Source organism: Cupriavidus sp. OTU4054 (genome assembly GCF_038440175.1).
GTDB classification, from domain to species: domain Bacteria; phylum Pseudomonadota; class Gammaproteobacteria; order Burkholderiales; family Burkholderiaceae; genus Cupriavidus; species Cupriavidus pauculus_D.
This window is the reverse complement of the sequence record NZ_JASATF010000017.1, coordinates 136,306-153,596: the sequence shown is the minus strand read 5'-3', so window position 1 is coordinate 153,596 and position 17,291 is coordinate 136,306. Positions and strand designations below refer to the sequence as shown.

Here is a 17,291-nt window from a genome sequence, read left to right as displayed (position 1 = left end):
CCGTTCGCTGCTGCTGTCGCGCGGTGACTTCGCGGTGTTCGTGACGCGCCCGCTGTCGCTCGGCCTGCTGATCGCCGCGGCGATTCTGGTGGCCATCGTCGCGATGCCGTCGATCAAGGCGAAGCGCGAGGAAGCGTTCCAGGAAGAATAAGCAGGAACGAGGCCGGCACAGCCGGCCACACAACGCAAAGCTCCGGGTGCCGCAAGGCACCCGTTTTTTTGCCCGGCCTACGTGCCGAACAGCGACACGCAGGCCTGCCGGATGGCCCCGGTCACGTGATCGCGCCCATGGTCGCGCCGTTCGAGCATGCCGACGGTGCGCACCAGCGGTTCCCCGCCGGACTGCAGCGGCAGGATCCGCAGCGCCTCGTCGTCGCGCCAGCGCGCGCGCTTGAGCAGCGGCACCACGGTCACGCCCACCTCCTGCCGGACCAGTTCGACGAGCGCCTCGATCGAATTGAGCTCGAGAAACTCGTTCACGCGCAGATGCGCGCGCCGCAGCGCCCGCTCCACGAGCATGCCGGTCCGCTGCGTGCGGTCGAACCGCAAGAACGGATTGCCGGCCAACGCCTGCCGCGCGGTCTCGCCCGGCGCGCCGCGCGCCGCGATCGCGACCAGCGGTTCCTGATACAGCGGTGTCCAGCGCAGGGTCCCGGCCGGCCGGGCCGAGCCTTCCACGAGGAAGGCCGCGTCGAGCGTGCCCTGCTCGACCTCCGCCGCCAGCTCGATCGACTTCGCGCCGACCAGCCGCACGTCCAGCGCCGGATAGGCGCGCTTCATCCGCGCCACGGCGTGGGACAGCCCGCCCATGACCGACACCACGGCGCCCACCGCCACCGCCCCCGCCATCGCCTCCGACGCCACCAGCGGCAGCCGCATTTCGTCGTATAGCGACAACATCCGGCGTGCCTGCGGCAACAGCTCGCGGCCGTCGGCATTGAGCACGGCCACGCGTCCGCTGCGGTCGAACAGCTCGCGCCGCAGTTCCTCCTCCAGCGACCGCATCTGCAGGCTGACGGCGGCCTGCGTAAGCGCCACCTGTCCGGCGGCGGCGGCAAACGAGCCGTGTTCGGCCACGGCGACGAAGGTGCGGAGGAAGCGGATGGTGCTCATGGAGGGCGCGACAGGGGCGTAACAGGGGCGTGACAGGGGGTGTGACGGGTCGATGACGAACGCGATTCACAAGGATTTCTTGTGGATCGCAAAAGGAATATTAGCTTTCATTGTGACCGGGCGCGCGGAATAATGGATATTCCTATCGAATCCGCCCTGCCCGGAGCAACTTGCATGACCACAAGGCGCCTGACCCAACCGCTGCGACACCTGGGCCTCCATCTCGGCCTCGGCCTGGCCTCGAGCCTGATGCTCGCCGCCGCCCCGTCCTTCGCGGACACGTATCCCAGCAAACCCATCCGTCTGATCGTGCCGTTCCCGGCCAGCGGCGCGACCGATCTGCTCGCGCGGGCCATCGCGCAGAAGGTGGGCGCCGACATGGGCCAGCAGATCGTCGTCGATAACCGCCCCGGCGCCGGCGGCGCCATCGGCTCCGACATGGCCGCCAAGGCCCCGGCGGACGGTTACACGCTGCTGATCGCGACCACGAGCACGCACTCGATCGGCCCGTATATCAACGCACGGCTGCCGTACAACACCGAAACGGACTTCACGCCGATCGGCCAGGTCGCCATTGCCACGAACATCCTCGTGGTGCCGAACGCGCTCCCGGCGAAGAACGTCAAGGAACTGATCGACTACGCCAAGAAGCATCCGGGCGAGCTCAATTACGCGTCGAGCGGCAACGGCACCATCGGCCAGCTGACCGCCGAGGCCTTCAAGGCGCAGACGGGCACATTCATCACGCACATCCCGTACCGCGGCACCGCGCTCGCCGTGCCGGACCTGATCTCCAACAAGGTGCAGGTGCTGTTCGACAGCGTGGTGTCCGGCATGCCGCACGTGAAGGACGGCAAGCTCAAGGCCCTGGCCGTGACGAGCCTCAAGCGCTCGCCGCTGGCGCCGGAAGTGCCGACCGTGGCCGAATCGGGCCTCCCGGGCTTCGAGTCGAACACGTGGTTCGGCATCTACGGTCCCAAGGGCCTGCCCGCCGACATCGTCACGCGCCTGAACACCGAGTTCAACAAGGCCATCCAGTCGCAGGACGTCAAGGACCGCCTGGCCAAGCTCGGCGCCGAGCCCGTCGGCGGCACGCCGGCCCAGTTCGCCGCGATGGTGAAGCAGGACAGCGCGCGCTGGGGCAAGCTGATCAAGGATCGCAAGATCACGGTGGACTGACACATCAACGAGACAACCATGCAGAACTTCAACTGGACCAACCCCTACCCCACCGTGCGCATTCCGCTGTTCGCGCGCAACACGGTGTCCACCTCGCATCCGCTGGCCGCGCAGGCCGGCCTGCGCATGCTGCTCAAGGGCGGCAACGCCGTGGACGCCGCGATTGCCGCGGCGGCCGCGATCACGCTCGTGGAGCCCGTATCGTGCGGCCTGGGCAGCGACGCGTTCGCGATCCTGTGGGACGGCAAGGAACTGCATGGCCTGAACTCGTCGGGCGTGGCGCCCGCCGCGTGGAATCCGGACTACTTCAAGGGCAAGTACGGCGAAGCCGGCAACGGCATCGCCAACCGCCCCGTCCGCGGCATCGACTCCGTGACCATTCCCGGCGTGATCGCGGGCTGGGCCGCGCTGCACGAGCGCTTCGGCAAGCTGCCGTTCGAAGACCTGATGGAGCCGGCGATCGAGATCGCCGAGCGGGGCTATGCCATGCCGCCCGTGGTCGCCCACAAGTGGGCCGCCGCCGTGCCCGAGCTGCGCAACCAGCCCGGCTTTGCCGAGACGTTCATGCCGAACGGACGCGCGCCCGAAGTCGGCGAGAAGTTCGTGTTCAAGGCGGCTGCCGACACGCTGCGCAAGATCGGCGCGACGCGTGGCCGCGCGTACTACGAGGGCGAGATCGCCGAGAAGATCGCCGCGTTCAGCAAGGAAATCGGCGGTGCGATGACGCTCGACGATCTGCGCAACTATCGCCCGGAATGGGTGAAGCCGATCTCGAAGTCCTACCGCGGCTACGACGTGCACGAAATTCCGCCGAACGGCCAGGGTATCGCCGCGCTGATGGCGCTGGGCATGCTCGACCAGTTCGACGTGGGCGCGCTGCCCGTTGACTCGGTGCAGTCGCAGCATCTGCAGATCGAGGCGATGAAGCTCGCGTTCGCCGACCTGTACCGCTACGTCGCCGACCCGCGCAGCATGGAAGTCACGCCCGAGCAGATGCTCGACGACGCGTACCTGAAGTCCCGCGCGAAGCTGATCGATATGGACCGCGCCTCGAACCCCGGTTTCGGCATGCCGAAGGCGGGCGGCACCATCTATCTGACGGCCGCCGACGAGAACGGCATGATGATCTCGTTCATCCAGTCGAACTACATGGGCTTCGGTTCGGGCGTGGTCGTGCCGGGCACCGGCATCAGCCTGCAGAACCGCGGCGTGGGCTTCTCGATGGATCCGAAGTCCGCCAACGTGGTGGCCGGCGGCAAGCGTCCGTTCCACACCATCATCCCCGCGTTCCTGACCCGCGACGGCCAGCCCGTGATGAGCTTCGGCGTGATGGGCGGCGACATGCAGCCGCAAGGCCATGTGCAGACCGTCGTGCGCATGCTCGACTACAAGCAGCAGCCGCAGGCCGCGTGCGACGCGCCGCGCTGGAAGGTCAACCGCGACTTCACGCTCGACGTGGAAGGCACGATGAACCCCGATACCGTTGCCGCCCTGAAGGCGCGCGGTCACCAGCTCAAGTCGGTCGAGGATCCGTACATGGACTTCGGTTCGGGCCAGTTCATCTGGCGCCTGTCCGACGATCGCGAGCAAGGCTACGTAATCGCCAGCGACAGCCGTCGCGATGGCCAGGCTGTCGGCTTCTGACAGCGCTCATGCGGCACTGAAAGCGCCACGGGCAACCGTGGCGCTTTTTTTTCGCCAACTGTTCCGTTCGCGAGGGGGGCAACTGTGCATGGCGAACGGCGTGCGCATCACTACACTGGGAGGCCCTGCTTCCACGAGGTTTGCCATCATGGCCACGTACGCGTACCGCATCGTCAACGTCTTCGCCGAGTCCACCCTTGCCGGCAATCCGCTCTGCGTCTTCGAGGATGCGCGCGGCATGGACGACGCGACCATGCAGGCGCTGGCCCTGCAGTTCAACCTCTCCGAAACCACGTTCCTGCTGCCGTCGGAACGCGCCACGCGCCGCATGCGCATTTTCACGCCCAACTTCGAGATGCCGTTTGCCGGCCACCCGACGCTCGGCAGCGCGCACGTCGTGCGCGACCTCGCCGGTTGCGGCGATACGCTCTCGCTCGAGGTCAAGGCGGGCATCGTTCCCGTGACGGCCGGAAATGGCCCGGATGGCGCCAGCGGCAGCGACCGCTGGACGCTGACCGCGCCGCATGACGGGGCGCCACGTACCACGCCGGCCGGCGTGCCCGATGCCACGATCGCATCGCTGCTGGGGCTCGAGGTTTCGGATCTCGCGGGATCGCCGGTCTGGGTCAATACCGGCAGCGAGCAGCTGCTGGTGCCGTTGCGCTCCGCCGAGGCCGTGCGCCGCGCGCGGCCCGATGGCGGGCGCTTCGAGCAATGGCCGCAGAGCCCGGCCTCCGGCCGCCGGTGCGCGTATGTGTTCGCGCCGGATGCGCAGGTGCCGGGCAAGATGCTCGTGCGGTTCTTCTTCACCAAGAACGCGGGATCGTTTGCCGAAGACCCGGGCACCGGGTCGGCCTGTGCGAACCTCGGAGGCTGGCTGCTGGCCACGGGACATCCACTGCCGGCGGTCTACGAGCTCGATCAGGGCGAAGCCGTCGATCGGCGCTGCCGGCTCGATCTGGCCGTGACGGCCGAAGGCGCGATTCGTGTCGGCGGCCGGGTGATCGAACTCGGCCGAGGCACGGTGACACTGTAGTCCGTCATACTGTGGGCCTGCGCTTTCCCGCATCGCCCACCCATCCCGAAGCACCATGTCCGAAAACGATCCGCAATCCGCCCCCCATGTTGCCGTCCCCCATGTGCTGACCGACATCGCCGCGCTGGAAGCGCTGTACGCGCAGCCGAGCGCGGCGTCGCTGTCGAAGGAAGTCGATTACCTGCATCCGCACTATCGCGCCTTCGTCGAGAAGTCGCCGTTCTGCCTGCTGTCGACGATCAACGACCAGGGCGGCGACTGCTCGCCGCGCGGCGATGCGCCGGGCTTCGTGCAGCTGCTCGACGACCGCACGCTGCTGCTGCCCGACCGGCGCGGCAACAACCGGCTCGACAGCCTGCGCAACATCATGGCCGATCCACGCGTGGGGCTGCTGTTCCTCGTGCCCGGCGTCAACGAGACCCTGCGCGTGAGCGGGACCGCGCGCATCTCGACCGACCCCGCGCTGATCTCGCGCTTCATCGTCGACGGCAAGGCGCCGACGACGGTGCTCGTGGTGTCGGTGCTGTCGGTGTTCTTCCAGTGCGCGCGGGCACTCGTGCGGTCGCACCTGTGGTCGCCCGAGGTGCAGATTCCGCGCACGGCGCTGCCCAGCACGGGCACGATCCTCACCGATATCAGCGGCGGCGCGTTCGACGGCGCCACCTATGACCGGGAACTGCCGGAGCGGATGCGCAAGACGCTTTACTGATACCGCGGGGGCCCATTCAGACCCCCTCAGACCCCCTCAGACCCACTCGGGCGCGTGCGTCCCCAGCGGCACCGACGGCAATTCCCAATGCGCGGGCGTCTCCGACAACTGCGCCGCGTGCCGCACCACGGTCAGATCGCCGAAGCCCGATGGCAACACCTCGAGCAGGTCCACCACGTCGTCGATCTTCAGGTCCGGCACGCCAAACCCGTGCTCGACGCGCCCCAGTCCCCGCAGCCACTGACCGACCTGCGCGAGCGACACCCGCACGTGCCAGCTGCCGCCTTCCACCGCCCGGCGATGCAGCGCCGCCATCGCGCCGAATGCCAGCAGATAGCCGGCCGCGTGGTCGAGCACCTGTGCCGGCAGCGGCTTCGGATCGGCGCTGCCCGCCGCCTGCGCCTCGGCGAAGTTGAGACCCGTGGCCGTCTGCACGAGCGAGTCGAAGCCGCGCTTGCCGGCCCATGGCCCCACATGCCCATAGGCGGTCAGGGACACATACACGATGCCTGGCCGCGCGCGCGCCGCGGCCTCCGGGCCGATCCCCAGGTCCGCCAGGCCGTTGGGCCGATACCCCTGCAACGCCACGTCCGCGCCGTGCAGCAGCTTGTGCAGCGCGCGCTTGTCGTCGGGATCGCGCAGATCGAGCTGGCACGAGCGCTTGCCCCGCCCCGTGTCGATCACGAGCGGCGCGATCGCGGGCAGATGGCCGGCCGTCACCAGCAGCACATCGGCGCCATGCGCGGCCAGCGTGCGCCCGGCCACGGGCCCCGCGATGATCCGGGTGAAATCGAGCACGCGCACCCCCGACAGCGGCCGGGCATCGACATTGATCTCGCCGTGCGCGGGCAGCGGCGCAAACGGCCGTGGCGGCGCGTCGCCGATGCGTTCGATGGTCATCGGCGGCAACCCGCGCAGTGCCGCCGCCTGAGGATGCGCGTCCCATTCGTCGAAGCTGCGCATGGCCGCCACCACGAGCCCGGCGTCCGACGCCGCCTGCTCGAAGGCCAGCGCCTCCCATTTGCCGAGCGCCGCCTGGACGGCCGCGCGATCGTGCGCGCAGCCGAGAATCCGCAGGACACCGTCGCGATGATGGGGAAAATTCGTATGGAGCCGGACCCAGCGGCCATCGCCGCACCGATACAGCCCGGCAATCTTGTCCCAGAGCTCGGGCGCCTCGCCGCCATCGACGCGCAGATAGCGCTCGCTGCGAAACTCGGCCAGCGCATGGCGCATGTCCACCGACACCTGCTGCGCGCGTCCCGTGCGTTGGGCCCAGATGGCGGCGGCGGCCAGCGCGGAAGCCCCGAGGCTCGCCTGCGCCGCCGCGCCGATCGGAAAGCTGGACGGCAGGACCGGATCCGCGCCGGTGAGCGTCAGGTGCGCCAGCGCGTCCATCGGCATGGCCGCGTCGCGCCACAGCGTGGCCAGCGCATCCCGCGCGAGCGGAGACTCGGCGGCTACCGAAGACGGTGATGAATGTGACGAGAAGGGGCTGTTCATGGCATATGTTCCCGCGACGAAAGTCATCGGATCGTGCCACAGTCCCGAGGCACGGTAAAATCCCCGATCTCAGTCCCAGACAGCGTTTTTTGCTGCCGCCCCGTTTTTTGCTGCCGCCCAGAGCGCGGCGCCACCATGAGCCACGACAACAAGCCCAACGACACGCCCGCCGCTTCCAATTTCCTGCGGAGCATCATCGACCAGGACCTGGCCGCCGGCACCTACACCGCCCGCGCCGACAAGGCCGGCGAGCCCCTGCCCGCGGTCATCACGCGCTTTCCGCCGGAGCCCAACGGCTACCTCCATATCGGCCATGCCAAGAGCATCTGCCTGAACTTCGGCCTCGCGCGCGACTACGCGGGCCGCTGCCATCTGCGCTTCGACGACACCAACCCGGTCAAGGAAGACACGGAATACGTCGATTCGATCATCGACGCCGTGCACTGGCTCGGTTTCTCGTGGGACAGCGACGCGGCTGGCGCGGCCCCGCGCGCGCACCTGTACTATGCCAGCGACTATTTCGACCAGCTCTACGCGTTCGCCGAGACGCTGATCGAGCGCGGCGTGGCCTACGTGGACAGCCAGAGCGCCGAGCAGATGGCCGCCGCGCGCGGCAATTTCTCGGAGCCCGGCAAGCCGTCGCCGTTCCGCGACCGCACCGTCGAAGAGAACCTGCAACTGTTCCGCGACATGCGCGCGGGCAAGTACGCCGACGGCGAGCACGTGCTGCGCGCGAAAATCGACATGGCCGCGCCGAACATCGTGATGCGCGATCCGGTGCTCTACCGCATTCGCCATGCCCATCATCACCGCACGGGCGACAAGTGGTGCATCTACCCGATGTACGACTTCACGCATTGCATCTCCGATGCGCTGGAGAACATCACGCATTCGCTCTGCACGCTCGAGTTCGAGAACAATCGCCCGCTGTACGACTGGGTGCTCGGCCACCTGCGCGATGCCGGCGTGTTCAAGGATCCGCTGCCGCACCAGTACGAATTCGCGCGCCTGAACCTCACGTACGCGATCACCAGCAAGCGCAAGCTGCTGCAGCTCGTCAACGAGAAGCGCGTGAACGGCTGGGACGATCCGCGCATGCCGACCATCGTCGGTATCCGCCGCCGCGGCTTCACGCCCGAATCGATCCAGCTGTTCTGCGACCGCGTGGGCGTGTCCAAGGCCGATAGCTGGATCGACATGAGCACCCTCGAGGGCGCCGTGCGCGACGACCTCGATGCGCGCGCGCCGCGCAGCGTGGGCGTGCTGGACCCGATCAAGCTGATCCTCGACAACTACCCCGAGGGCCAGAGCGAGGAATGCTCGGCACCGGTACATCCGAAGCAGCCCGACCTGGGCCGCCGCGTGTTCCCGTTGTCGCGCGAACTCTGGATCGAGCGCGAGGACTTCAACGAGACCCCGCCCAAGGGCTACTTCCGCCTGTTCCCAGGCAACAAGGTGCGCCTGCGCTACGGCTACGTGATCGAATGCACGGGCGTGGACAAGGACGCCGACGGCAACATCGTCGCCGTGCACGCGAACTACCTGCCGGAAACGAAGAGCGGCACGCCGGGCGCGGACAGCGTCAAGGTCAAGGGCAATATCCACTGGGTCAGCGCGGCCCATGCGTACGAGGCCGAAGTACGCCTGTACGACCGCCTGTTCAACGACCCGCATCCGGACTCGGGCGGCAAGGACTTCCTCGAGGCGCTGAACCCGGACTCGTGCAAGGTCATCCGCGCGTACCTGGAGCCGGGCCTGAAGGACGCGAAGGCCGAGGACCGCTACCAGTTCGAGCGCCACGGCTACTTCGTGGCGGACCGCGTGGACTCGAAGCCGGGCCAGCCCGTGTTCAACCGCATCGTCGGCCTCAAGGACAGCTGGGGCGGCAAGTAATGGCGAAGGACGATCGACAGTACGTCAACTTCCCGCTGGACCGGGAGTTTATTGCATTGAACGACCTGCTCAAGCTCGCGGGCGTCTGTGACAGCGGCGGCGCCGGCAAGGCGCTCGTCGCGGCAGGCGAGGTGGCCGTCGATGGCGCCACCGAATCCCGCAAGACGGCAAAGATCCGCGCGGGACAGGTCGTGGACGTGGCAGGGGTCAGGATCCGGGTAGTGGCGGGCTGAGGCATCCGCCTCGGCCCCCTGCTACCCGCGCAGGACCAGACAAAGGAATCGGCGTGCCCATAGCGTTCTGGTGTGTTCTGATCGCCGGCCTGCTGCCGGTGCTGACCGTCGCCGTCGCCAAGGCCGGCGGCCGCGGCGGCTTCGACAATCACGACCCGCGCGGCTGGCTCGAGAAGCAGAGCGGCCGCGCGCGGCGCGCGGACCTCGCGCACCGCAATCACTTCGAGGCGTTTCCCTTTTTCGCGGCGGCCGTGCTCTCGGCGAGCCACCTCGGCGCGCCGGCCGCGCGCATCGACGAACTCGCGGTCGTGTTCGTCCTCGTGCGCGTGCTGTACACGGTCTGCTACCTGACCGACCGGGCCACGCTGCGCACGCTATGCTGGACCATCGGCTACCTGACCGTGATCGGGATCTTTCTGCTGCCGGTGTTTGTCCACTGAATCATGCGCAACCTCATCGTCAACGCCCTCCTCGCCATCCCATTCGCGGCGGCCCTGCCGCTGCCGGCCCTGGCCGCGGCGACGAACTACACGATCGACCCGCTCCACACCGCGGTCTACTTCGGCGCGAGCCATTTCGACCGCACCACCGTGCGCGGCCGTTTCGGCAAGATCGACGGCCGCATCGTCTACGATCCGGCCACGGGCGCCGGCTCGCTCGACTTCACGGTGGGCACGGACTCCGTGGATACCGGCAACCGCACACTCGACGGCGTGCTGCGGTCCGATCAGTTCCTGGACGCGCAGGGCAACCCGTTCGCCCGGTTCCGCGCCAACCGCTTTGTCGTCGAGGGCGGCAGGCTCGTGGCCGTGGAGGGCGACTTCACGCTGCGCGGCGTCACGCAGCCGCTGCGGCTCGAATCCGACCGCTTCAGCTGCGGCCAGACCGTGCTCTTTGGCGTGCGCCGCGACGTGTGCGGCGGGGACTTCCATGCGACGCTCAAACGCAGCGCATTCGGCCTCACGCGTTTCCTGCCGGAGGTGAGCGACGACGTGAGGCTGCAGATCAGCGTGGAAGCATCCCCGGACAATCCCCAATGACCGTCGCCGAGACGCCCCGGCGTCACCTTTGCGCAGGAATTCTTCTGTAGAATCAGCGCCTTGCATAAATTCCTGCCGCGTCCCGCAGTCCCGCGTGTCCCGGCGACGCGAGTCAAGATGATTGCCATTTCTGCCGGAGACGTCGTTGCGGCGTCCCTTGCCGCGGCCGGCGCCTGCCTGGTCTGCAGCGTTCCCCTCGATTTCCTGCGCCGGTTTCCGCTGTGGGCGTTCCGCACCTACGGACGCGGCGCGCTGCTGCTGCCGATGCTGGGCCTGCTGATCCTGACCGCGATCGTGCGTATGGCCACGAACGGCCAGATCGACAGCGACGCGGGCCTCGCGATGGTGGCCGCGGCCGCGTTCCTCGGCCTCGTGTTCGCCTCGGCGCTGCTGCGCTTCTACCTGAGCGACTACCGGAAGTCCTGAGCCATCGCCCGGGTGCGATATGGGCGTTTTCGCGTGGTTTCGCGCGGATCACGTATGATGCGGCCTTTCGCGCGTCTCCATCCGCGTCACCAATCAGGCCCATGGCGCTCAAATCCACCATCTACAAGGCCGAGCTGTCGGTATCCGACATGGATCGGCCCTATTACGGCAGCCACGCGCTGACCATCGCCCAGCACCCGTCGGAAAACGACGCGCGCATGATGATCCGCGTGCTTGCGTTCGCCTGCGAGGCCACCGAAACGCTGACCTTCACGCGCGGCCTCGACGAACCCGACGAGCCCGATCTCTGGGACAAGGCGCTCACGGGCGACATCCTCCACTGGATCGACCTCGGCCAGCCCGACGAAACGCGGCTCAAGCGGGCCGCATCGCGCGCGCAGCGCGTGACCGTGTTCACCTACCAGAGCGCCAGCGCGCGCGAATGGTGGAAAGGCATCGCGGGCAAGGCTGGCAAGCTGCGCAACGTCACCATCTACAATGTCCCGCAGGACGCCGTCGACGCGCTGGCCGGCCTGGCCCAGCGCGCGATGCGCCTGTCCGTCACGATCCAGGATGGCGAGATCTGGGTCAGCGACGACGATCACAACGTCCAGCTCACGCTGGACGTCCTCCAGCGCGCCGACTGACGCGCTGCCGACTCACGCGCCCCTACAAGGAACCGCACGATGCAAACCACTCCCTCTGGCCTGCAATTTGAAGACACCGTCGTCGGCGACGGCACGGAAGCCACCGCCGGCAAGCACGTGACCGTGCATTACACGGGCTGGCTGTACGAGAACGGCCAGGCTGGCCGCAAGTTCGACTCGAGCAAGGACCGCAACGATCCGTTCGTGTTCCCGCTGGGCGCGGGCCACGTGATCCGCGGCTGGGACGAAGGCGTGCAGGGCATGAAGGTAGGCGGTACGCGCCGCCTGGTCATCCCCGCCGACCTCGGCTATGGCGCGCGCGGCGCCGGTGGCGTGATTCCGCCGAACGCCACGCTGCTGTTCGAAGTGGAACTGCTCAAGGTCTGATCGCTACGCTGTTCGTGTCGCCGATCGCTTCGCTTTAAGCGATTGGCGGTATCTGGATCGCGACGGGCCGTCTAGGCTGTCGCGATGCCAGACTCCCACCCGTTCTACCCGCCCCGCCCCTCCCGCGTCCTGCTCGCCGGTGCCGCGCTGCTTGCGCCGCTCTCCGCCGGTGTTGCCGCCGACACCCTCCCCTCCGGCCTTCCCACGGTCACGGTCACCGATATCGCCACGTTGCTTGGCGCCAGCCCGCATGCCACGCGTTTCGATCTCGCGGCATGGCACTTCCTCGACGCGGGCGGCGTCGCGGGCCCCTCTGGCTCCCCGGCAGCCCCCCCGGCGGACGATGACGGCGCCCTGCGCTACGGCGCGGCGCGCGCATGCGGCGTCCCCGCGCTGTCCGCGCTCGCCTACGCGGCGGCACCCGCGACGCATCGGCATGCCCGGCATCCCGACGATGCGCTGATCCAGTGTTCCCGCCGCGTCGAGCGCATCGTCGCGCTATACCGCCGGCTGTTTCCGCTCAACGCGTCGGAAGCCCATTTCCGCCGGGTGCTCCGCCGCATTGCGCGCGATGGCGCCGCGGCGACGTGGAACCGCGACCGGCGGTCCGAGCAGGCACTGATCGCGGCGATCGACGGCGCGGTCGGGGCGCTGACGCAGGAGACGATCGCGATACTGGCGCTTCACCACGCCAATACGGTGCTTCCGCGACGGTTGTGGCCCATCGAACGGCGGCCGCCAGTCGCCGATGACGGTTCGATCGCGTCCGCCGCGGGCACCTGCGATGCCACGCTGGACATCTATGTCTATCCGGCCAGCAGGCAACGCCTGCGACGTGCCAAGGTTCTGATTTGCGACAGCCATGGGCACTGGGCCCAATGCGACCTGACCGCCCCGTTAACCATCGTCGGCAATCACGACAATACGCATCCCCTGCTGACACGACTCGGGCTCGTCATCGATGCGTGGTCGCGCCGCTACGCCGACCTGGGGGACCGTCGCGCACACTACCCGCCACCGATCGGTACCGTGATCGATGCCGCCCGGTCGTCGCTGGCATTGCTCGGGCAGGACATGGAGACGCGCGTGGCCCGCGCCGACACGGTGACGCTGCTGGTGATGCGCGCCGAGGTCGCCATGGCGATTCTGGAGGGCAGCATCGTGCGCGACGAACGGGGCGACCGGTACGCGCTGATCGAACACCTCGTGCTGAACCCCGCGAACGTGGTGCCGCAGCCGGGCACGGACCTCGTGGTCGGCGCGAGCGATTTCGCGCTGCGAATGTTTATCCAGCGCGTGCGGGCGCGCGGCGTCAGCGGCATCGTCATGGTCGCGCTGACCGCGCTCGAGCATCGCGCGGCAAGGGATGTCCCGTTTCGCCGCTGGGACCCGGGCCCCTCGGGCTGCTGAAAGGGGAGACCGCGGTCAGAAACCGATGGAGGCGTTGCCCACGTCCACGCGCACCTTGTCGCGATCGAGCAGGCGGCCCGCGTGGCGCGCGTAGTCCTGCGCCCACGCGGCGTCCCCGGCAAAGCGCCGTTCGCCCGAGAAGCGCGCGACGTTCAGGATCTTGTCGATCACGAGCACCTTGCCCACGGGGCTCGACGCCTGGCAGTCGAGCTCGGCGTATTCGCGATCGAACCAGCGCCAGGCGGCGTCCTCGCCGATGCCGGCCAGCTCGGCCTCGGTCAGCGTGAATTCGAATTCCCTGCCGTTACCGAAGACCACGGTAAGCGTACGCGCCATGGCGCTTTCTCCTGTCATTGAACGGTTGCCGAACGTGCGGCTTCATTGTACGAACCTGCACACGCCAGCGTGGCGCAAACACCACGACCTATGGAAATGTGGGAAGACCGTGGTAACGCGGACACACCATGGCCGGCTTTGGATTATGCTTGCACGCATGGCCATCACCAGACAGGACCTCGAATCGGATCGGCTGCGCGCATCGCTGTGCAGCACGCCAGTCGCGTCCTCGCTGTTGACCGAAGATGCCATCGAACGTTCCCTGCACTGTGCGCTGGCGGAACGCGCCGATGCGGACGGCCCCGACGGCGACAGCGGCGACGTCTGGATTTTCGGTTACGGCTCGCTGATCTGGAATCCGATGGTCGTCCACACCGACCGCCGCGTCGCGTCGGTGCACGGCTATCACCGCGGCTTCTACCTGTACTCCCGTATCAATCGCGGCACCTGGGACCATCCGGGCCTTGTGCTCGGCCTCGACCGTGGCGGCAGCTGCACGGGCATGGCATTTCGCATTCCGAAAAATGTGATCGAACAGGAATTTCGGGTGCTCTGGCGCCGCGAAATGATGACGGGCGCCTATCACCCGCGCTGGCTGCGCCTCAAGTTCGGGGACGGGCAGCAAACCGGCCCGCGCCGCGCGCTCGCCTTCGTCATGAACCGCGCCCATAACGGCTACGCCGGGCGCCTGCCCGACGACGAGGTCGTGGGCTGCCTGCGGCACGCCTGTGGCGTCTACGGCCCCGCGCGCGACTACCTTCAGCAGACGCTGCTCGGACTCGCCACCCATGGCGTGGGCGATCCGTATCTGGAGCGCCTGTGGCGCCAGCTGCAGGAGCGCGATGCGCGCGAAGGCAGCAGCGCCGCGCCGGGCGTCCACCATGCGCCCCAGCAGGCAGCGGCCGACGCCGGCACCGCCGTGGCTTCCACCATGGCCCCGCACGAGACCGTCTGAACCGAACCGAACCGGCCATGAGTCGCTTCCACTCACGCACCCGACGCCAGGCCCTTGCCGAGATGCTCGGGCTCATGGGGGTACTGATGGGCGGGGCGCTGCTTGCGGGCCAGGGCGGGCAGTCGCTTGCGCGTTCGATCGTCGCCGCGGGACCGGTGCCGTTACCGGCGCGGCCGCGCCCGCTCGCGCCGCAGGAGCCCGCGCCCCCCTATGCGCACCCCGAGGGCGTGACCGCGCTCGACCGCAACCTGATTACCGCGGCATCGCTCGGCGACCTCGAGCTCGTCAACCGGCTGCTGTCGGCGGGGGCATCGCCGCTGGTTGCCGACGAACGTGGCCGCACCGCGCTGCTGAGCGCGCTCTATAACCGCCGGGGCGACGTCGCACGCGCGCTGATCCTTGCCGGCGCAGACGTCAACCGCAAGGATGCCGATGCCAACAGCGCATTTCTGCTGGCCTCGGCTACGGGACAGGTGGATATCGTCCGGCTGTCGCTTTCGCACGGTGCCGATCTCAACAGCACGGACCGCTATGACGGCACCGCGCTGATCGCGGCCGCGCAGCACGGCAATACCGAGGTGGTGCGCATGCTGCTGAAATCGGGCATCGCCGTGGACCACGTCAACCAGCTCGGCTGGACCGCGTTGCTCGAGGCCGTGATTCTCGGCGACGGGAGCTCGCGGTACGAAGACATCGTGCAGTTGCTGCTCGATGCCGGTGCCGACGCCAACCTGCCCGATCGCGAGGGCATCTCGCCCACGCGGCATGCGCGCGACCGTGGCTACAAGACGATGGTCAAGATGCTGGTGCGCGCGCGCGGGCACTGACGTCCGCGCGCATCTCCCGCGCGTATCCCGCACGTATCCCGCTAGCCGCCGGACTTCGCGTTCTCGCTTTCCTGCAACTGCCGCCACATCACCTTGCCCGTGCCGGACTTCGGCAGCGCATCGACGAACTCGACCACGCGCGGGTACTTGTACGCGGCCATATTGTCGCGCGCCCATGCAATGATGTCTTCGGCCGTGGTGTTGCCGCGCGCGGCCGCCCGCAACACGACCACGGCCTTCACGGTCTCGCCGCGATAGGCGTCGCGCGTGCCGATGATGCAGGCCTCCTGCACCGCCGGATGCTTGTACAGCAGGTTCTCCACTTCGGCCGGCCACACCTTGAAGCCCGATGCGTTGATCATGCGCTTGAGGCGGTCCGTCAGGAAGAAGTAGCCCTCCTCGTCCATGCGGCCCAGATCGCCGGTGCGGAAGAACGTGGCGCCCTCGAACTCGATGAATGCCTCGCGCGTGGCGTCCGGCTTGCCCCAGTAGCCCTTGAATACCTGCGGGCCGCGCACGATGATCTCGCCGACCTCGCCCACGGGTAGTTCCTGGAGCGTGACGGGGTCGATCACGCGCGCATCGGTATTGAACGTCGGAATGCCCAGGCACTGCTGCTTCGGCCGTTCGAGCGGATTGCTGTGCGTGGGAGCGATCGTCTCGGACAGTCCATAGCCCTCGATGTAGGAGAGCCCGAACTGCTCGCGCAGCCGTTCCGCCACCGCCTGCGGCATCGCCGCGCCGCCGCCGCCGATATAGCGCAGGCTGCGCAGGTCGAAATCCGACAGGTTCGGGCTGCCGAGGAAATCGATCACCATCGTCGGGATATTGGTCCAGTGCGTGACCTGATACCGGGAAATCAGGCGGCCCGCGACCTCGCGGTCCCAGCGCGGCAGCATCACCACGGTCGCACCGGTATAGATGGGCACGTTCATGCCGTACTGCATGCCGGTCACGTGGAACAGCGGCAGCACCGACAGCTGCACCGACTCCGAACCGTTGCCCGACCAGGTGGCGCCGCCGATCACGTTGTGCATGACCGTGCGATGCGTGTGGATGCAGCCCTTCGGAAAGCCCGTGGTCCCGGACGTGTACGGCATCACGGCCATATCGTCGGGACCGGCCGTGTGCGGACCGGGCGTCAGCTGCGCGTCCATGGCGTCGGTCCACCGCGCATAGCCCGCGGGCAGCGCGTGCGTGGCCGTCAGCCACGCGGGCGGTGCATCTTCGGGATGCTCGTGCGAAGGCGGCAAGGCGTCGGCATACTCGGTCACCAGCACGTGCGCGAGGCGCGCGGCTTCGTCCACGCCCGCGTTGGCCTCCGCGACGCCACCCGCGAGATCCGCACTGCAGATCGCGACCTTCGCCTGCGCGTCGGTGATGTAGTGCCGGAACTCCTCGGTCCGGTTCATCGGATTGACGGGCACGACCACGGCATCGGCACGCAGGATCGCATAGTACGCAAGCAGGAACTGCGGGCAGTTCTGCATATAGAGCAGGACCCGGTCGCCTTTCTTCACCCCCGCGCGCTGCTGCAGCCAGCCGGCCAGCGCGGTGGCCTGCGTCTCCATCTCGCGAAACGTAACGGCGCCTCCGAAATACCGGATGGCCGCCTTGTCCGGATAACGGCGCGCGGCGACTTCGAGGTTGTACCAGAGCGAGGTTTCGGGCAGCACGACCTGCGTGGGCAGGCGGCGCGGCCAGGAGCGGAAGTGCGGGCGGTCCGGCGGTGCGGCAAAAGGTGACACCACGGGTGAAACGACGGGAGAAACAACGCGGGAAGCAGCGGGAACAGCGGTGGTCATGGGTGTCTCCGGTTGGCTCGGCCTGTTCTATATGCGCATCGACGGGCAATATAACTGAACGACCGTGCTATTTTCAACCCGAGACAATCCCTCGGTTTGCCCCCTTCCCCGGCGACGGAGGTTGTTTTTCCGTCATTCGCCCCCACAA

General features: G+C 68.0%; 18 protein-coding genes and 1 pseudogene. 15 read left to right on the top strand and 4 right to left on the bottom strand.

Annotated features, from left to right (window positions below; all coding sequences use genetic code 11):
- Positions 1-151, top strand: a pseudogene (locus AAHB16_RS32795) (tripartite tricarboxylate transporter permease); the annotation flags it as partial.
- Positions 152-228: 77 nt separating this feature from the next.
- On the opposite strand, the gene AAHB16_RS20320 reads toward AAHB16_RS32795, so the two are convergent.
- Entirely contained in the window at positions 229-1,113 is an 885-nt protein-coding gene (locus AAHB16_RS20320; protein WP_150372507.1) for a LysR substrate-binding domain-containing protein, read from the bottom strand.
- A 174-nt stretch (positions 1,114-1,287) separates the two neighbouring features.
- On the opposite strand from AAHB16_RS20320, the gene AAHB16_RS20315 reads away from it, so the two are divergent.
- The 4 genes from AAHB16_RS20315 to AAHB16_RS20300 all read left to right on the top strand — a co-directional run bounded on the left by AAHB16_RS20315 (position 1,288) and on the right by AAHB16_RS20300 (position 5,681).
- On the top strand, positions 1,288-2,292 hold the full coding sequence (locus AAHB16_RS20315; protein ID WP_150372508.1) for a Bug family tripartite tricarboxylate transporter substrate binding protein: 1,005 nt from the start codon (positions 1,288-1,290) through the stop codon (positions 2,290-2,292).
- Between the two features lie 18 nt (positions 2,293-2,310).
- Positions 2,311-3,936, top strand: a complete 1,626-nt coding sequence (gene ggt / locus AAHB16_RS20310; RefSeq protein ID WP_150372509.1) for a gamma-glutamyltransferase — start codon at positions 2,311-2,313, stop codon at positions 3,934-3,936.
- Between the two features lie 148 nt (positions 3,937-4,084).
- Positions 4,085-4,972, top strand: coding sequence for a PhzF family phenazine biosynthesis protein (locus AAHB16_RS20305; RefSeq protein WP_342051838.1), 888 nt, complete (start codon positions 4,085-4,087; stop codon positions 4,970-4,972).
- 55 nt (positions 4,973-5,027) lie between these two features.
- The gene (locus AAHB16_RS20300) at positions 5,028-5,681 is read left to right on the top strand and encodes a pyridoxamine 5'-phosphate oxidase family protein (protein ID WP_342051837.1); all 654 of its coding nucleotides are present in this window, start codon (positions 5,028-5,030) and stop codon (positions 5,679-5,681) included.
- Between the two features lie 36 nt (positions 5,682-5,717).
- Here AAHB16_RS20300 and AAHB16_RS20295 read toward each other — a convergent pair whose 3' ends face one another.
- Positions 5,718-7,184 (bottom strand): CoA transferase, encoded by a 1,467-nt coding sequence (locus AAHB16_RS20295; RefSeq protein ID WP_342051836.1) that lies wholly within the window; start codon positions 7,182-7,184, stop codon positions 5,718-5,720.
- A gap of 135 nt (positions 7,185-7,319) precedes the next feature.
- Between AAHB16_RS20295 and AAHB16_RS20290 the strand changes: the two genes are divergently transcribed.
- The 8 genes from AAHB16_RS20290 (at position 7,320) to AAHB16_RS20255 (ending at position 13,220) form a co-directional block, all read left to right on the top strand.
- Positions 7,320-9,077, top strand: coding sequence for a glutamine--tRNA ligase/YqeY domain fusion protein (locus AAHB16_RS20290; RefSeq protein ID WP_150372513.1), 1,758 nt, complete (start codon positions 7,320-7,322; stop codon positions 9,075-9,077).
- Entirely contained in the window at positions 9,077-9,310 is a 234-nt protein-coding gene (locus tag AAHB16_RS20285) for an RNA-binding S4 domain-containing protein (RefSeq protein ID WP_150372514.1), read from the top strand. The genes AAHB16_RS20290 and AAHB16_RS20285 overlap by 1 nt, the downstream gene beginning before the upstream one ends.
- A gap of 53 nt (positions 9,311-9,363) precedes the next feature.
- Positions 9,364-9,750 carry an MAPEG family protein gene (locus AAHB16_RS20280; RefSeq protein WP_150372515.1) on the top strand — a complete coding sequence of 129 codons (387 nt, stop codon included), beginning with the start codon at positions 9,364-9,366 and terminating at the stop codon, positions 9,748-9,750.
- Positions 9,751-9,753: 3 nt separating this feature from the next.
- On the top strand, positions 9,754-10,350 hold the full coding sequence (locus AAHB16_RS20275; RefSeq protein ID WP_342051835.1) for a YceI family protein: 597 nt from the start codon (positions 9,754-9,756) through the stop codon (positions 10,348-10,350).
- Between the two features lie 117 nt (positions 10,351-10,467).
- Positions 10,468-10,776, top strand: a complete 309-nt coding sequence (locus AAHB16_RS20270) for a hypothetical protein (RefSeq protein WP_150372517.1) — start codon at positions 10,468-10,470, stop codon at positions 10,774-10,776.
- A gap of 101 nt (positions 10,777-10,877) precedes the next feature.
- The gene (locus AAHB16_RS20265) at positions 10,878-11,423 is read left to right on the top strand and encodes a YaeQ family protein (RefSeq protein ID WP_150372518.1); all 546 of its coding nucleotides are present in this window, start codon (positions 10,878-10,880) and stop codon (positions 11,421-11,423) included.
- 39 nt (positions 11,424-11,462) lie between these two features.
- Positions 11,463-11,810, top strand: a complete 348-nt coding sequence (locus tag AAHB16_RS20260) for an FKBP-type peptidyl-prolyl cis-trans isomerase (protein ID WP_150372519.1) — start codon at positions 11,463-11,465, stop codon at positions 11,808-11,810.
- An 84-nt stretch (positions 11,811-11,894) separates the two neighbouring features.
- The gene (locus tag AAHB16_RS20255; RefSeq protein ID WP_342051834.1) at positions 11,895-13,220 is read left to right on the top strand and encodes a hypothetical protein; all 1,326 of its coding nucleotides are present in this window, start codon (positions 11,895-11,897) and stop codon (positions 13,218-13,220) included.
- Positions 13,221-13,235: 15 nt separating this feature from the next.
- Here AAHB16_RS20255 and AAHB16_RS20250 read toward each other — a convergent pair whose 3' ends face one another.
- Positions 13,236-13,556 carry a hypothetical protein gene (locus tag AAHB16_RS20250; RefSeq protein WP_150372521.1) on the bottom strand — a complete coding sequence of 107 codons (321 nt, stop codon included), beginning with the start codon at positions 13,554-13,556 and terminating at the stop codon, positions 13,236-13,238.
- 157 nt (positions 13,557-13,713) lie between these two features.
- Between AAHB16_RS20250 and AAHB16_RS20245 the strand changes: the two genes are divergently transcribed.
- Positions 13,714-14,511 carry a gamma-glutamylcyclotransferase gene (locus AAHB16_RS20245; RefSeq protein WP_150372522.1) on the top strand — a complete coding sequence of 266 codons (798 nt, stop codon included), beginning with the start codon at positions 13,714-13,716 and terminating at the stop codon, positions 14,509-14,511.
- Positions 14,512-14,528: 17 nt separating this feature from the next.
- Positions 14,529-15,338: an ankyrin repeat domain-containing protein gene (locus AAHB16_RS20240; protein ID WP_150372523.1), complete on the top strand. Its 810-nt coding sequence runs from the start codon at positions 14,529-14,531 to the stop codon at positions 15,336-15,338.
- A gap of 41 nt (positions 15,339-15,379) precedes the next feature.
- On the opposite strand, the gene AAHB16_RS20235 is transcribed toward AAHB16_RS20240, so the two are convergent.
- Entirely contained in the window at positions 15,380-17,143 is a 1,764-nt protein-coding gene (locus tag AAHB16_RS20235; RefSeq protein ID WP_342051833.1) for a long-chain fatty acid--CoA ligase, read from the bottom strand.
- Positions 17,144-17,291: the final 148 nt, after the last annotated feature.

What these genes read in the sequence shown, in the direction of transcription:
- AAHB16_RS20300 (WP_342051837.1), top strand. Translation starts at nt 5,028, where the DNA reads ATGTCCGAAAACGATCCGCAATCCGCCCCCCATGTTGCCGTCCCCCAT.
- AAHB16_RS20290 (WP_150372513.1), top strand. Translation starts at nt 7,320, where the DNA reads ATGAGCCACGACAACAAGCCCAACGACACGCCCGCCGCTTCCAATTTC.
- AAHB16_RS20285 (WP_150372514.1), top strand. Translation starts at nt 9,077, where the DNA reads ATGGCGAAGGACGATCGACAGTACGTCAACTTCCCGCTGGACCGGGAG.
- AAHB16_RS20275 (WP_342051835.1), top strand. Translation starts at nt 9,754, where the DNA reads ATGCGCAACCTCATCGTCAACGCCCTCCTCGCCATCCCATTCGCGGCG.
- AAHB16_RS20305 (WP_342051838.1), top strand. Translation starts at nt 4,085, where the DNA reads ATGGCCACGTACGCGTACCGCATCGTCAACGTCTTCGCCGAGTCCACC.
- AAHB16_RS20240 (WP_150372523.1), top strand. Translation starts at nt 14,529, where the DNA reads ATGAGTCGCTTCCACTCACGCACCCGACGCCAGGCCCTTGCCGAGATG.
- AAHB16_RS20260 (WP_150372519.1), top strand. Translation starts at nt 11,463, where the DNA reads ATGCAAACCACTCCCTCTGGCCTGCAATTTGAAGACACCGTCGTCGGC.
- AAHB16_RS20265 (WP_150372518.1), top strand. Translation starts at nt 10,878, where the DNA reads ATGGCGCTCAAATCCACCATCTACAAGGCCGAGCTGTCGGTATCCGAC.
- AAHB16_RS20295 (WP_342051836.1), bottom strand. Translation starts at nt 7,184, where the DNA reads ATGAACAGCCCCTTCTCGTCACATTCATCACCGTCTTCGGTAGCCGCC.
- AAHB16_RS20320 (WP_150372507.1), bottom strand. Translation starts at nt 1,113, where the DNA reads ATGAGCACCATCCGCTTCCTCCGCACCTTCGTCGCCGTGGCCGAACAC.
- AAHB16_RS20235 (WP_342051833.1), bottom strand. Translation starts at nt 17,143, where the DNA reads ATGACCACCGCTGTTCCCGCTGCTTCCCGCGTTGTTTCTCCCGTCGTT.
- ggt (WP_150372509.1), top strand. Translation starts at nt 2,311, where the DNA reads ATGCAGAACTTCAACTGGACCAACCCCTACCCCACCGTGCGCATTCCG.
- AAHB16_RS20250 (WP_150372521.1), bottom strand. Translation starts at nt 13,556, where the DNA reads ATGGCGCGTACGCTTACCGTGGTCTTCGGTAACGGCAGGGAATTCGAA.
- AAHB16_RS20255 (WP_342051834.1), top strand. Translation starts at nt 11,895, where the DNA reads ATGCCAGACTCCCACCCGTTCTACCCGCCCCGCCCCTCCCGCGTCCTG.
- AAHB16_RS20315 (WP_150372508.1), top strand. Translation starts at nt 1,288, where the DNA reads ATGACCACAAGGCGCCTGACCCAACCGCTGCGACACCTGGGCCTCCAT.
- AAHB16_RS20245 (WP_150372522.1), top strand. Translation starts at nt 13,714, where the DNA reads ATGGCCATCACCAGACAGGACCTCGAATCGGATCGGCTGCGCGCATCG.
- AAHB16_RS20270 (WP_150372517.1), top strand. Translation starts at nt 10,468, where the DNA reads ATGATTGCCATTTCTGCCGGAGACGTCGTTGCGGCGTCCCTTGCCGCG.